This window comes from SAR202 cluster bacterium, from assembly GCA_016872285.1.
GTDB lineage: Bacteria > Chloroflexota > Dehalococcoidia > Lucifugimonadales.
Window position 1 is genome coordinate 1 of record VGZZ01000057.1, and the last position, 14,949, is coordinate 14,949.

General features: G+C 61.0%; 10 protein-coding genes and 2 pseudogenes. 11 read left to right on the plus strand and 1 reads right to left on the minus strand.

All coding sequences use genetic code 11. The annotated features are described in order from the left end of the window. The 4 genes from nuoL to FJ320_11705 form a co-directional block, all read left to right on the plus strand. The coding region (nuoL, locus tag FJ320_11690) for an NADH-quinone oxidoreductase subunit L (protein MBM3926617.1) at nucleotides 1–1,647 on the plus strand (1,647 nt) is incomplete at its 5' end. A gap of 20 nt (nucleotides 1,648–1,667) precedes the next feature. Beyond that, entirely contained in the window at nucleotides 1,668–3,170 is a 1,503-nt protein-coding gene (locus FJ320_11695) for an NADH-quinone oxidoreductase subunit M (protein MBM3926618.1), read from the plus strand. Between the two features lie 11 nt (nucleotides 3,171–3,181). After that, the gene (locus tag FJ320_11700) at nucleotides 3,182–3,910 is read left to right on the plus strand and encodes an endonuclease domain-containing protein (protein ID MBM3926619.1); all 729 of its coding nucleotides are present in this window, start codon (nucleotides 3,182–3,184) and stop codon (nucleotides 3,908–3,910) included. Next, nucleotides 3,903–5,474, plus strand: a complete 1,572-nt coding sequence (locus FJ320_11705; protein ID MBM3926620.1) for an NADH-quinone oxidoreductase subunit N — start codon at nucleotides 3,903–3,905, stop codon at nucleotides 5,472–5,474. The genes FJ320_11700 and FJ320_11705 overlap by 8 nt, the downstream gene beginning before the upstream one ends. A 508-nt stretch (nucleotides 5,475–5,982) precedes the next feature. On the opposite strand, the gene FJ320_11710 is transcribed toward FJ320_11705, so the two are convergent. Then, nucleotides 5,983–6,945 carry an asparaginase gene (locus FJ320_11710; GenBank protein MBM3926621.1) on the minus strand — a complete coding sequence of 321 codons (963 nt, stop codon included), beginning with the start codon at nucleotides 6,943–6,945 and terminating at the stop codon, nucleotides 5,983–5,985. 941 nt (nucleotides 6,946–7,886) lie between these two features. Here FJ320_11710 and FJ320_11715 point away from each other — a divergent pair. The 7 genes and pseudogenes from FJ320_11715 to FJ320_11745 all read left to right on the plus strand — a co-directional run. Then, nucleotides 7,887–8,222, plus strand: a pseudogene (locus FJ320_11715) (cell surface glycoprotein related protein). 479 nt (nucleotides 8,223–8,701) lie between these two features. Beyond that, nucleotides 8,702–9,193, plus strand: a pseudogene (locus tag FJ320_11720) (type VI secretion system tip protein VgrG). Between the two features lie 102 nt (nucleotides 9,194–9,295). Continuing rightward, nucleotides 9,296–9,796, plus strand: coding sequence for a TIGR00725 family protein (locus FJ320_11725; protein MBM3926622.1), 501 nt, complete (start codon nucleotides 9,296–9,298; stop codon nucleotides 9,794–9,796). Further along, the gene (locus FJ320_11730; protein ID MBM3926623.1) at nucleotides 9,793–11,085 is read left to right on the plus strand and encodes a phosphopyruvate hydratase; all 1,293 of its coding nucleotides are present in this window, start codon (nucleotides 9,793–9,795) and stop codon (nucleotides 11,083–11,085) included. Before FJ320_11725 ends, FJ320_11730 begins: the two co-directional genes overlap by 4 nt. 8 nt (nucleotides 11,086–11,093) lie before the next feature. Next, entirely contained in the window at nucleotides 11,094–11,489 is a 396-nt protein-coding gene (locus FJ320_11735; GenBank protein MBM3926624.1) for a HEPN domain-containing protein, read from the plus strand. Nucleotides 11,490–11,503: 14 nt separating this feature from the next. Next, a complete protein-coding gene (gene gap / locus FJ320_11740; protein MBM3926625.1) occupies nucleotides 11,504–12,520 on the plus strand; it encodes a type I glyceraldehyde-3-phosphate dehydrogenase in 1,017 nt (338 codons plus the stop codon). Nucleotides 12,521–12,637: 117 nt separating this feature from the next. Beyond that, on the plus strand, nucleotides 12,638–14,949 hold a 2,312-nt coding region (locus FJ320_11745; protein ID MBM3926626.1), incomplete at its 3' end, for a phospholipid carrier-dependent glycosyltransferase.

The following is a 14,949-nucleotide window of genomic DNA, read 5'->3' on the forward strand; positions in this document are numbered from 1 at the left end:
GACCCGCTGTCGGTTGTGATGCTGGGGCTGGTGACCTTTGTGGCCCTGATGGTGCAGATCTACTCGCTGTCTTATATGAAGGGCGAGCCGCGATTCGGGTGGTATTACGCAGCCCAAGCGTTGTTTGCGGCGTCAATGCTGACGCTGGTGCTGGCGGACAACTTCCTGCTGCTGTACATCGCATGGGAACTGGTGGGGCTTTGCTCCTTCCTGCTCATCGGCTTCTGGTACGAGCGGCGCTCCGCGGCCGAGGCTGCGAAGAAGGCCTTCATAACGACGCGGCTTGCCGACGTAGCGCTGCTGGTGGGCATTCTGCTGCTGTTCCGCGAGGTGGGTACCTTTAGCATGGAGGAGACCTTCCACCAGGCCGACCTGTTGATATCGGGCGCGCCCAGCGCCCTATCCAGCGGCGAGGCGATGGCGGCGGCGCTGCTGCTATTTGTGGGGGCTATGGGCAAAAGCGCCCAATTCCCCTTCCACGTGTGGCTCCCCGACGCCATGGAAGGCCCAACCCCTGTCAGCGCCCTTATCCATGCCGCGACGATGGTGGTGGCAGGCGTTTATCTTGTAGCGCGATGCTTTGTTATCTTCGAGGCGGCGCCGGACTCGCTGGTAGTGGTGTCGAGCATTGGGCTGATTACCGCCCTGGTCGCGGCGACGCTGGCGCTGTCGCAGACGGACCTGAAGCGCATCCTGGCATATTCGACCGTGAGTCACCTGGGGCTGATGATGCTGTCGCTAGGGGCCTTTGGCTACACCGCCGCCATATTCCACCTCCTGGCGCACGGATTTTCCAAAGCGCTGGTGTTTTTGGGGGCGGGGAGCGTAATGCACGGGGCCAACCAGACGGACATCAGGAACATGGGCGGACTGAGAAAGGTGATGCCGCTGACAGCCCTCACCTTTGGCATCGGCGCACTGTCGCTGGCGGGAATACCGGTGTTCGCGGGGTTCTGGAGCAAGGACGAGATACTGATTGCAGTGAAAGACCATCGCAACGCGTTATTTCTGGCGCTGGCGCTGGTGGCGGTGTTCCTGAGCGCGCTGTATATGGCGAGGGCCTACTTCGTCGCCTTCCTGGGCGATTTGAAGAAGGAGAACGAGCACGCCCACGAGGCTACCCTGCCCATGGCGCTGCCTCTGGTTTTGCTGGCGGCGCTGGCGGCGACCTTTGGGTTCATGGCTTTTGAGTGGACCAGCGATTACCAGGGCTTCGGCTCTTTCCTGTTCCTGGACGAGCCCCACGGTTTCGAGTTCGATATCGAGCTTGGCATCAACTCCATCGCCATATCGCTGGCGGCGGTCTGGCTGGTGTGGAGGATTTTCGGGCAGCGGAAGATTTCGCTGGAGCCTTTCAGGCAGCGGTTCAAGCCGGTGGTGACGCTGGTGGAACGCAAATACTACCTGGACGATATCTACCAGTGGACGGTGGACAGAGTGGTGCTGGTGTTCTCGCGATTTATTGCGCTCTTCGACCGGGTGTTTGTGAACGACGTTGGAGTCAACGGGCCGGCGGACTCGGTGAAGAAGTCTGGGGTGTCGCTGCGGCGGCACGTAACAGGGCGGGTGTATAACTACGCGCTGGTCATGACCCTGGGTGCCATAGCCATCGCGATAGCCTGGTGGGCCGTGGCGGTGAACAACTAGCCGTGGACGATTTCAAGGGCATTGCGCTGCTGCTGACAATTCTGCTGCCCTTTGGCGGCGGCGCGCTATTGGCTTTCTTCCCTCGAAACCAGGCGACGGCGATAAAGCTGTTCTCCGCCCTTTTAGGCGCGGCGACGTTGGGGCTAGTTATCTTCATTTTTGCCACCTATGACTACGACGCCGGCGGCTATCAGTTCACTCGAAGCTACAAGTGGCTGGAGGAGCCGCTGAACATTTCCTTCAGCCTGGGCATCGACGGCATATCGGCGCCCATGGTGCTGCTGACAGGCATCGTAATGCTGGCGGGGGTGCTGGTGTCGTGGAATGTGGGGCGTCGCACCAAAGACTTCTTTGTGCTGTTCATGTTCCTGGTGGCGGGGGTGTTTGGGACTTTTGTGGTGCGGGACCTGTTCTTCCTGTTCTTCTTCTACGAGCTGGCGGTGCTGCCGATGTTCCCGCTTATCGGCATCTGGGGGAGCAGCACGGACTTTGGCAGCTTTATCCGCACCAAAGAGTACAGCGCGATGAAACTGACGCTGTATCTGGTAGCGGGGAGCGTGCTGGTTTGGGTGGGCATCATCGCTATTTATGTGGTCGCAAAGGACTTTGGCACAGCGACGTTCTCGTTGGAGACGTTGAGCCAGGTGTCGCAGGACGGGGCCTTCAGCCAGGACTTCCAGCGGCTGTTCTTCCCCTTCTTCATGGTCGGCTTCGGGGTGTTGGCGGGGCTGTGGCCTTTCCACACCTGGTCGCCGGACGGCCACGTGGCGGCGCCGACAGCGGTGAGTATGATTCACGCCGGCGTGCTGATGAAGCTGGGAGCCTACGGCATCATTCGAGTCGGCATGACACTGCTGCCGCAGGGGGCTGAGGACTGGATGCCGGTGCTGATTGGGCTAGGGTCGGTGAACGTGCTGTATGGGGCGTTCTCGGCCATGGCGCAGCGGGACTTGAAGTACGTCGTCGGCTACTCCAGCGTGAGCCACATGGGGCTGGTGCTGATGGGCATGGCGACGCTGCACCCGCTGGGACTGGGCGGCGCGGTGCTGCAGATGTTCTCGCACGGCGTTATGACGGCCCTATTCTTTGCTACAGTGGGCATTATTTACGAACGGACACACACACGCGACATCACGCAGATGGGCGGACTGGCGCGGAAGATGGGGATAGCGGTGAGCCTCTTCGCGGTGGCGGGCCTGGCCTCGCTGGGGCTGCCTGGGCTGAGCGGGTTTGTGGCGGAGCTGCTGGTGTTCCTGGGGGTGTTCAGGGAGTACTGGCCGCTGGCGGTGGTGGGGGTGGCGGGCGCGGCCATAACGGCGGTATATATCCTGCGATTGTTGTCTAGGGCGTTCTTCGGACCCATGGACCCGAAGTGGGAGAATTTAACTGACGCAAAGCCGCTGGAGACGGTGGCGGCGGGGATGCTGGCGCTATCCATACTGTTTGTGGGCGTGTGGCCGATGCCGCTGATGAACGTGATTAACGTGGGTGTGGCGGAGCTGCTGACGAGGTTCCCGGGGTAATGGATACGAAAATGGGAAAGCCCCGCTCCACCCCTCGACCCCCCTCTCTAACTCTCCCCCTCAAGGGGGGAGAGGACCTGAAGGGGCCTACACCACAGCCTGATGGCGTTGGAGTGCAACCGTTATCCAAGCAAGCCAAGGAACGCCTTCGACTGAATCGTGGGCAGATAGATGACAACCTGTCTGCCTATAAGCCTGTCACGGGCGGTCTCCTTCCTTCCCCCCTTGAGGGGGAAGGCCAGGATAGGGGGTCAAAGCTTCCGTCCAAAGCCTCGAAGGGATATGACAGACTAACAGGCGGCAAGGCCAAGCATTTAAGGAGAAACCTTACGGACGCAGAAAGAGCTTTATGGCGACGTCTGCGCTTTAAGGCTGTGGAGGGATACAAGTTCCGCCGTCAACAACCTATAGGGGCCTACATTTGCGATTTTGTCTGCCTTGAGAAGAGGCTGGTGATTGAGCTGGACGGCGGACAGCATTCCTGGAGTGTCCGGCATGACACTGAAAGGGACGCCTGGCTGAACGCGCTTGGGTACAAAGTTCTAAGGTTTTGGAACGCGGATGTTCTGAAGAACCCTGATGGTGTTTTGGAAATCATATACGGTGCGTTAAGAGAACCCCCCTCTTCTGTTCTCCCCCTCAAGGGGGGAGAAGGTGAGACCAGCCGACGTAGACGTCAACCTCTAAAAGGCTCCTCGATCACAGAGGCTAGCGGGAACAGACAGGTGCGGGATGACTGAGAACCTGCACCTGCTCCTCCCCGAGTTCCTGCTGGCGGCGCTGGCGGTGGCGGTGCTGATGGTGGACGCGTTCCTATCGGAGCGGTGGAAGGGGTTGCTGCCGTGGCTGAGCGTGGCGGGGCTGGGCGGCTTGCTGGCCCTGGCGCTGTGGCTGCTGTGGGGCGAGGACCAATCCTTGTACGGCGGGCTAGTGGAGGCGGACGCCTATTCACTGTTCTTCAAGGTTATGTTTATGGCGCTGGGCGTGGTGGTATGCCTGGGGTCGGCGGACTATGTGAAGAAGCACTTTCGAGGCCAGGGCGAATTCTACTCGATAGTCATAATTGCTGTGCTGGGCATGATGGTCATGGCGTCGGCGGCGGAGCTACTGACGGCCTACATCGCGCTTGAGCTGATGACGTTTTGTTTTTATATCCTGGTGGCCTTCGCCCGCCACGACCGCAAGTCCAACGAGGCCGGCGTTAAATACATACTCATCGGCGCCTTCTCGTCGGCGATCCTGCTGTACGGCGTCAGCCTTCTCTACGGCGCGGTGGGGACGACTCGGTATGGTGAGATAGAGACCGCCATTGCTGGCGCGATGCGGGATGCGGGGTCAGTGACGCCGACGCTATGGGTGGGGCTGGCGCTGATACTGGTGGGGCTGGGGTTCAAGGTGGCGGCGGCGCCTTTCCACATGTGGGCGCCGGACACCTATGAAGGCGCGCCGCTACCGGTGACGGCCTTCCTGTCCGTGGGGTCCAAGGTGGCGGCCTTTGCGCTGATACTGCGGCTTTTTGCCGAGGCCTTCGCGCCATCCATCGACCAATGGCGGCCCATTGTGGCCGGGCTGGCGGCGGCAACTATGACCATCGGCAATCTGGTAGCCATCGCGCAGACCAACTACAAGCGGCTGCTGGCGTATTCGAGCATTGGACACGTGGGGTTCATGCTGACAGGCATCGCGGCGCTGTCGTTGATTGGCACACAGGGGTTGATTCTGTACATGGTGGGGTACGCGGTGACGAGCATGGCGGTATTCGTGGCTCTTATCGCCTTCTTCAACATGACGGGCCGAGAGGACATCTACGACCTGGGCGGGCTGGCGGACAGCCACCCGTTCATCGCGGCGTCGATAGCCATTGGACTGTTCTCGCTGGCGGGGCTGCCATTCTTTGCCGGCTTCACGATGAAGTTCTATCTGTTCACGGCGGTGGGGGACGAGGGGTTATTGTGGCTGGCGGGGCTGGCTATCTTTAACAGCCTCATATCGCTCTACTACTACCTGATGGTGGTGCGGCAGATGTATATAGAGCCGCCGCCGGCGTGGGCGGCTTCTGAGGCGGCGGTGGCGGTGGAGGGCGGCCGCCGTGGTGGTAGGGGGGCGAGGGCGACGGCGGTGGAGGAGAGGCGTGGGAGCAGGGCGGGGCAGGCGGTGGCGGTAGTGAAGCCGATCCGCCCAGGCGGACTGATTACAGGGGTGCTAGCGCTGCTGACGCTGGGGACGATATTTATAGGGGTGTACCCGTTCCAGCTTGTGGAGGCGGTTAAGGCGGCGAGCCGGGCGCTGTTTGCGGGGGGGTAGAGGAAGGTAGCCCCCTCCCTTCCCCACTGAGCGGGGGAAGGGAAGAGAGGGTAGTGGCAGGTGGATCGAATTTTCGCCTCGTGCTAGTAGGGCTTTACCCCTCACCTTAATCCTCTCCCACAAGGGGAGAGGAAAGTAGAATTGCTATATGATACCCAGATGCAGCGGGACAGTACAAGATTGACTCAGATCCCATCTTTTGCTCCCATGAAACGGCGATTAAAAGCCGTAGCAAGCGCTCCACCCAAAAATATGATCGGAATCTGTGGTATCACCATAAAGGTAATGACCGGAAAAGCCTTACGAAGCGATACGTCATCCCATATAGTCGCAACAATTACCACCCAAATAAGGTTTAGGGCTGCCCATGGAAGACCAGAGAACTTAAAAGGCATGAACATCAACTTTGCATTAAGCAATAAGACCCCAAAACCCAGAAAGTTGAAAAGCATAATTAAGATGAACGGTAACAAAGTATAACTCGCCTGTATCTCGGAATATTTCTTTGTCAGTACATCTCAAACATCCTCTGTATCTCTTCCACGTCTTTAGTCCTCGTAAGGGCCAGCATTAATAACGCGACGGCTTTTTGAGGGATGAGGTTGTCGGCGGCGACGAGGGTGCGCTCGATGTAGCCTTTGAGGCGGATAACGCGGCCCGAGCCGCCTCGAGTGGCCACCACTACCACCACGCCTTTGCTTCGTGCGTAGTCGATGGCCTCGGCGACGCCGGGAGGGCCATCGCCAGCGCCCGCGCCCGCCCAGACAATGCCTTCGGCGCCGTCGTCGGCGGCCAGGCGAATGAGGCGTCCGTCGGAGCCGGGGGCGCAGAAGACTAGCTCGACGCGAGGGATGCGGTCGATTTTATCGGGGTCGAACTCGGTCTGGTGGGTGTGCTTCTTGGTGGGGGAGCGGTAGTAGACGATGCGCAGGTCGGAGTCACAGTAGCCGAGGAGGCCGATCTCGCGGGAGGCGAAGGTGTCGATACGATAGGAGTCCTGCTTGGTGACCTCTCGCGCGGCCTGGATAGTGTCGTTGAGGACTAGCAGGCAACCCTTATTGCGGGACTCGGGGCTGGCGGCTACCAGGGTGGCGCAGAGGAGGTTGTTGTCGGCGTCGGTGCCCATGGCGGAGGGCGGGCGCATGGCGCCGGTTATGACCACAGGCTTGTCGCTTTTGACCAGGAGGTTCAGGAAGTAGGCGGTCTCCTCCATGATGGCGGTGCCGTGAGTGACAACGACCCCGGCCGTGTCGGGCTGGTCACGGAAGATCTGGTTGATGCGCCGCGCGACTTTGAGGGAGTCCATGGGGCTGGGGAAACCCTTGGTGTCGTACTGCTCGGTCTTGATCTGGGCGAAGTCCTTAAGCTCCGGTACGCGGTCCACTATTTGCTGGATGGTCAGCCTCGGCCCGCCGCCGTAGCCGGCGAAGACCAGGCGGGGTGAGCCGGTGGAGGCGATGGTGCCGCCCATGCCGACGTAGTGGATGAGGGGGGGGTCCGACTTGTCGGACTGCCCCGATTGATGGGCGGTCGTGGGGCAGTTTGCGGGAGGTCATGGGGCTTTGCTCCTGAAGTTGTGTTGAAATCGTGGGGGATTATAGCGGACGCGGGGCCGCATGGCTCGTCTTTTCACGCTGGCGGCTAACGTAACTAGGGCTGTCGAGTCTCTTCACCACCCCATTTGCACAGGCCCAAACGCTTTGCGCCTAGTGCATACGGACTAGAGTTGGTTACAACCTATGGTGGTCACAAAGCCGCCGCGCGCGCGTATCTTCCGTTGGGGGCTTCCTTGCGTTGAAAAGAGAACTGATATTAATAGCTATAGTTTTGCTGGCGATTGCCGGCGCGACCCGGACCATTATGGCCCTGGGCTTGGGGCCGGAGGAAGCCCTATTAGCGTCGACAGAACCCACACCGACCCCAACGGACGGCGTAACAGCCTCCGCGACGCCAACGGTATCGTCCCCGAACGCGTCGAGGCCCCGGCCCACATCTACGCCCACGCGAAGGCCCACGTCCACGCCTACTCCCACTCGAAGGGCTACACCTACGCCGACACGAAGGGTAACAGCGACGGCAGGGGCAACGCCTAAAAATACGCCTACCAATACGCCGGTTATAGTCGCCGGCGCAACGCCGACCATCGCGCCCGCCGGGACGCCTACGCCAGTACCTCCGCCCACGCCAACAGTGGCTGCCGCCGCTACGCCAACAGCCACTACCCCGCCGTCAGCCACAGCGACACCAACGCCCATTCCGACCTCTACACCAACCCCGGTCCCTCCCGCGCCCACATCTACCCCGACTTCACCACCTCCCGCTACGGCTACGCCTACACCTATCCCTGCTTCCACTCCTACTCCCACGCCTGTTCCTGCACCTACACCCACATCTGCCCCTGTCCCTACTTCCACGCCCACTCCAACACCCACGGCTACTCCCGTCCCGCCCACGGCGACGCCTACGCCCATACCGACACCGACTCCAACGCCGGTGCCGCCGACTCCAACCCCAACCCCGGTGCCTCCCACACCCACACCTACGGCCACACCTACCCCTACGCCAACACCCACTCCGACCCCAACCCCAACTCCGGAGCCGACACCGACGCCTACGCCCGAGCCTGCACCCACGCCCACTCCGGAGCCAACTCCAACTCCCACACCGGAACCAACGCCCACGCCTACTCCTGAGCCTACACCGATGCCAACTGATCCGCCGCCGCCCGAACCACCGCCATCCCCGTAGCCTTTAGGCCAAAACGAGCGGAGAAGGACATAGTAGTCGGCCGCACAATGGATGAAGACAAGCAAAGGATGGTATTAACACAGAGGTAATTTATATGTCTCGGATATGACTCAGTACGCTTTTTTGGCGCTGCCGCCCACGCCTAATGTATCAAGACTAGGTTCAGTCGCAACCTTTGGCGGTCTCAAGAACAGCCTCCCATCTTATGTTCTCTGGACAAGGTCTCCGAATTGAAAAAGGAATTCATATTTATCGGTGTGGTAGTGGTGGGAATAGCCATCCTGACTCGGGCCCTGCTGGCGCTGGGGTCGGCGCCGGCCAACAGCACCTTCCAGCCACCTGAGCCGACGCCAACCCCCACGGCTACCGCGCAGGCGCTGGCGACTCCATCGGCCACGTCGACGCTGACACCCACGTCGAGAGCCGCAGTGACGCCATCGCCAACGGCTACCAGGCCGCCGACTATCTTCTTCCCAACGGTGCCGCCGACTCCCACGTTTACTCCCGCCAGCACGCCGACTGGCACACCGACCAACACGCCTAGTCCGACGCCTACGCGAACGCCGACCCGGACACCTACGCCGACGCGTCCACCGACGCCTACTTTCACACCCAGCCCTACAGCAACTCCCATCCCGCCTCCCACGGCAACACCCACGCCGGTCCCGACGCCAACTCCACCACCGCCAACACCTACGCCGACAAAGCCGCCGCCTACACCGACACCCACACTCATCCCGACGCCAATTCTACCGACGCCTACCTCGCCGCCACCTACGCCCACGCCCACCCAAGCGCCGACACCTACACCCACTACGTCACCGACCCCCACACCAACAGCTACGGCCACCCCAACACCAACAGCCACTGCGGTCCCTACGCCAATACCAACGCCTACATCCACTCCTACACCTACGCCCACACAGACTCCATTACCTACATTCCCATTCCCTCCGCCTAACAACGATTAATATTCATCAGGCCGTGACTAACACGCCAAATTAAAGACGGGTGAGGTTTGGGCTACCCTTTGCTATACTGCCCCTATGCCTAATTCAACAAACAATCGACCATTGATTATTTCCGTAATAGGTGGGGCCACTCCGCCAGCCAAGGCCTTGCGGCAGGCGGAAGAGGTGGGGCGGGAGCTGGCAAAGCGGGGCGCGGCGGTGGCCTGCGGCGGGCTTATGGGGGTCATGGAGGCGGTGTGCAAGGGGGCCAAGAGCGCAGGCGGGCTGACCATTGGTATTCTGCCGGGCGACGACCATAACGAGGCCAACCAGTATGTGGACATACCTGTCTGCACAGGGATGAGTTACGCGCGGAACGTCCTGGTGGTGAAAACGGGCCGGGCGGTCATCGCCATCGACGGGGCGTACGGGACAATGTCGGAGATAGCCCACGCGCTGGGAGAGGGCATACCGGTCATCGGCCTGGACACGTGGGTCTTTACGATCAACGGGACGCAGGACGCGGGGATAGTCGTCGCCAAGGACCCGGTGGACGCGGTGGAGAAGGCGATAGCGGCGGCCAAGTCGCGGAACACATCGGAAAGGCGGGTCAGGGCGCTGTGACGGCCACTATTAAGGAGGTGCGCGCTCGGGAGATTCTGGACTCCAGGGGCAACCCGACAGTAGAGGCCACCATTGTCTTGAGCGATGGCGCGTGGGGCCGGGCGGCGGTCCCCTCGGGGGCCAGCGCCGGCAGCCACGAGGCCTTGGAGCTGCGGGACGGGGACTCGAAACGGTTTGGCGGCAAGGGCGTGCTGAAGGCTATCGATAACGTGGAGAAGATTCTGGGACCCTCGGTAAAGGGCATGTCGCCGATGGATCAGGACAAGGTTGACGCGCGGCTTATCGAGATCGACGGGGCGCCTAACAAGTCCAAGCTGGGGGCCAACGCGGTGCTGGCGGTGTCCCTGGCGGCGGCCCATGCGGCGTCGGCGTCGAAGAAAACGCCTTTGTACCGACACCTGGCTATCGGCGAAAAGTTCACGCTTCCAGTGCCTATGTTCAACATCCTCAACGGCGGCGTCCACGCCCAGGACTCCACGGACATCCAGGAGTTCATGGTGATACCGGCGGGGCTGCCGACCTTTCGAGAGGCCTTGCGGGCGGGGTCGGAGATTTATCAGTCGCTGAAGGGACTGATAGGGCAGAAGGGCTTCAGCGCCAACGTGGGGGACGAAGGGGGCTTCGCTCCGTCGGTGCCGTCCAATCGCGCGGCGCTGGAGCTGGTGCTGGGGGCCATAGAGAAGGCGGGGTATACGCCCGGGCGAGAAGTGCACATCGCGCTGGACGTGGCGGCCACGGAGCTGGAGGCGGAGGGCCGGTACCGGCTGAAGCGAGACAACATCACGCTGGGTGCGGGGCATTTAATCGATTTCTACAAGAACTGGGCGCGGGAGTTCCATATCATCAGCATCGAGGACGGACTGGGCGAGGATGACTGGGAGGGCTGGCAGCTGCTGTCGAAACAGATGGGGCGGCAGGTGCAGCTGGTGGGCGACGATTTGTACACCACCAACACGGAACGCCTGGCTAAAGGCATCGAGACTAAGGCCAGCAACTCCATACTGCTGAAGGTTAACCAGATAGGGACGCTGACGGAGACCCGCCAGGCCTTCGAGATGGCGCGCCGCGCGGGATGGGGGACGGTTATCAGCCATCGTTCCGGGGAGACAGAGGATACGACCATTGCAGACCTGGCGGTGGCGTGGAGCGCGGGGCAGATAAAGGCGGGGGCGCCGTGCCGCAGCGAACGTGTAGCAAAGTATAACCGGCTGCTGCGCATTGAAGAGGATCTGGGGGAGAGGGCAAGGTACGCGGGGATGGAGGCGTTTGGGCACGTGAGGAAAGGCTAGAGCAGAATATGATTCTAGATCACCTGACACAATCAGAACGCAACCTGGCGGCTGCTAAAATGATGTCAAAAGAGGGCTTCTACTCACAGGCCTCCTTTGGGGCTCAGCAGGCGGCTTCTGAGTCCCTATTTGCTTTGTGGTATCACCTAAAAGAATCTAATGCAGAAGTTGCAGCGCGTTACAACAGTCCCCTGAAATTCGATGAGCTTGCAAAATTAGTCCCTTCATTACAAAAATACATGGAAACCTATAAGATTTTAGATAGCTATTACATATCAGCCCGATACCCGCCTCCTGAGGGAGATAAGGTCCCATACGAGTATTTCGACACAAGATTGGCAGAGGAAGCGATCGGCTGGGCCAAGCAGATCAGCGACGAAGTTAGGCATTTCATAAACGCTTAGAGAAGGAGTACCCCATGCCATTAAAAGTAGGCATCAACGGATTCGGGAGAATTGGACGGCAGGTATTGCGCGCCACCATGGAGCGGCAGTCCAGGAAGGTGGAGGTGGTGGCTATCAACGACCTGGCGGAGGCCAAGGCCAACGCTCACCTCTTTAAGTACGACAGCAACTACGGCGTTTATCCTCGCGAGGTCAAGGCGGTCAACGGCTCGCTGATGGTGGACGGCCATTCGATAAAGGTATTCCAGGAGCGGGATCCGGGGCGCATACCGTGGTCGGAGGTGGGGGCAGACGTGGTCATCGAGTCCACGGGACGTTTCACCGACGCGGCCAAGGCGGGGGGGCATCTGCAGGGCGGGGCCAAGAAGGTCATCATATCGGCGCCGGCCAAGGGGGAGGACATTACGGTGGTGCTGGGGGTGAACGAGCAGAAGTACAACCCATCGGCGCACAAGATCATCTCCAACGCGTCCTGCACCACCAACTGCTTCGCGACGATGGTAAAGGTGCTGCACGAGAGCTTCGGCATCAAGTACGGACTCATGTCCACCATCCACTCCTACACCAACGACCAGCGCATTCTCGACACTATACATGAGGACATGCGGAGGGCCCGGGCCGCGGCCATAAACATCATCCCCACCAGTACCGGCGCCGCCAAGGCGGTGTCGCTGGTGCTGCCGGAACTCAAGGGCAAGCTCCACGGCGTCGCGTTCAGGGTGCCGACCAGCACGGTGTCGGCCACCGACTTCACAGCCATCGTCAACCGCAAAACGACGGTGGAGGAGGTCAACGCGGCCTACAAGAAGGCCGCGTCCAGCGGGCCTCTAAAAGGCATCCTGGAGTACTGCGACGAGGAGCTGGTGAGCAGCGACTTCAAGGGCAACCCCCATTCCGCCATCTTTGACGCGCCGTCGACGATTGTGATGGAGGGCGAGATGGTGAAGATACTGGGGTGGTACGACAACGAATGGGGCTACTCGTGCCGCACCGCTGACCTGACGGCTTTTGTGGCGGACAAGGGCGTATAGTTCAAACCACTAAACTAGGGACGAGAGGAAGGGGCCATCTAAATAGATGGCCCTTTTCGTATATCTGGCATGGGGCCGCTGATAGAATAGGCCGTCGAACGTACTAACTTAATAAGAATGCCGCACGCCGGAATACTACAATTCGCGAAGGCGCGGTGGATACCGCTGACCCTGGCCGTCATATTGCTGGCGGCGTTGGGGCTGCGCCTCTACGGGATGAACTGGGACCAGGGCTACGGCTTCCATCCCGACGAGCGGTCCATCTATATGCAGTCGGACTGCATGTACCGCATACTGACCGAGGCGTCAGGACATCGAGACTGCCCCACGTTCATCGACTACCCCGAGACCCAGCCTGGGCTGCCGTCGTTTGGCGAGTTCTTTGACGCCGAACGCAGCGCGCTGAACCCCCACTGGTTCCCGCTGGGCAGCGTCCACCTCTACGCCATGGTCCTCATCCGCTCCATTATTGAGCCCTTTGGCGACTTCACGGGCACGGATATGCGGTACGCGGGGCGCACGCTGTCCGCGCTGGCGGACGTGGCGTCGATACTGATGCTGTTTTTGCTAGGACGGCGGCTGTTCAACGCCAGGGTGGGGCTGCTGGCGGCGGGGTTGATGGCTGCGGCGGTGATACATATCCAGCACAGCCACTTCTATCGCCCCGAGACTTTCATTGTGTTAGCGCTGCTGGCGGCCTACTGGCAGATGCTGAACGTCATTGAAAAGCGGCGGCTTCGGGACTGGCTCTTGCTAGGTCTGCTGGTGGGCCTTATGTTCTCGATAAAGGTGAGCGTGCTGCCGCTGTTCCTGCCCCTGCTGCTGACCTACGGGTTCCGGCTGTTTACTCGACGGGACGGCAGCGGGCGCGTGCCTAGCGCCGACAGCCTGTACCGTACCATGGGCCATGCCGTAGCGGGCGGCGTGGTGGCGGCGGTGGTGTTCGTAGCGCTGACGCCCTACGCCATCATCGACGCGGGCGAGTTCATCGCCGACACGACGTGGGAGGCGGATATTGCGCGGGAAGCGGGGAAGATGCCGTACACCATCCAGTACATCGGCACCACGCCCTTTATTTACGAACTGCGGCACAGCCTGCCCTGGGCGCTGGGCCTCCCGCTGGCCGCAGCGGTGGTGATGGGGGTGGGGTATTCGATTTACCGGACGCTGCGGCGCCGAGAGGGGTGGCGAGGGGACTTGCTGCTGCTGGCGTGGATACTGCCCAACTTTCTGCTGGTGGGGGGCCTGTTCGAGGTCAAGTTCCAGCGCTACATCTTCCCTATTATGCCGTTCCTGATACTACTGGGGTCGAGGTGGATGCTGGACATGGTGGCAGGGGCAAAGGTGGCGTCAGGGAGGGCCAAGGAGCGGATTCGGGATGCAGGACTGCGAAGTCGAATAAACCGGATGGCGCCGGTGGGGGCGTGGGCGTTGCTAGGGGTTGTTGTAGCAGGCACGCTGGTGTACGCCATCGCGTTTATGGGGGTGTACCAGCGGGCACATCCGGCGGTGGCGGCGTCGAGGTGGATCAATGCCAACGTGCCCATCGGCACGACGATTATTACCGACAACCACTGGGACGAAGGCATACCGGACATTTACCGCTATGACGTGCGGCAGATCCCGATTTACGAGGGCGACAACTCGGCCAAGATAACCAGGGTGGCCTCAGACCTATCGCGGGGCGAATACCTGGTGTTCTACAGCAATCGGCCCTACGGAAGCGTATCGAGGGTCCCCGAGCGATACCCGCTAAGCGGCAACTACTACCATCGTTTGTTCAACGGCGAGCTAGGATACAAGCCGGAGCGGGCCTTCACGTCGTATCCAGAATTTTTGGGCGTCGCCTTCAAGAACGATACCTTTGAACGGGCGGGCCTGCCAGAGCCGGAGGCGTTTCGAGACAGCAGCAACGCGCCGGTTACTCTCAACCTCGGCTACGCCGACGAAAACGTCGCCAACTACGACCATCCGGCGGTGCTGATGTTCCGGAACGTGGAGCACAAGTCCAGGGATCAACTGCTGACGCTTTTGCTGACGCCAGAGGGTGCGAGGGAGCCAGGGCTCATGCTGAACGCGGGCGACCTGCGGGCGCAGCGGGAGGGCGGGACGTGGAGCGGGGTGGTGAGCGAGGGCAGCTGGACCAACCAGGCGCCGGTGCTGGCGTGGCTGCTGCTGGTGGAGCTTATATACATTGTGACGCTGCCGCTGGCGTTCTTTATTTTCAGGCCGCTGGCGGACCGGGGAATTGTGCTGGCGCGAATCCTGGGCATCCTGCTGGTGAGCTACGTGGCGTGGCTGCTGGCGAGCGTCCACTGGGTCAGCTTTTCCAGGGCGTCCATGGTGGCGGGGCTGCTGGCGGTGGGGGCGCTGTCGGCAGTGGCGGCGTGGCGGCTTCGGCGCGAGATGCTGGCGTTCTTGCGGTCGAA

Bases quoted from the DNA above. Each gene is read 5' to 3' on its own strand.
- FJ320_11700 (MBM3926619.1), top strand. From the start codon at position 3,182: ATGGGAAAGCCCCGCTCCACCCCTCGACCCCCCTCTCTAACTCTCCCC.
- FJ320_11705 (MBM3926620.1), top strand. From the start codon at position 3,903: ATGACTGAGAACCTGCACCTGCTCCTCCCCGAGTTCCTGCTGGCGGCG.
- FJ320_11710 (MBM3926621.1), bottom strand. From the start codon at position 6,945: ATGGGCGGCACCATCGCCTCCACCGGCTCACCCCGCCTGGTCTTCGCC.
- FJ320_11735 (MBM3926624.1), top strand. From the start codon at position 11,094: ATGATTCTAGATCACCTGACACAATCAGAACGCAACCTGGCGGCTGCT.
- gap (MBM3926625.1), top strand. From the start codon at position 11,504: ATGCCATTAAAAGTAGGCATCAACGGATTCGGGAGAATTGGACGGCAG.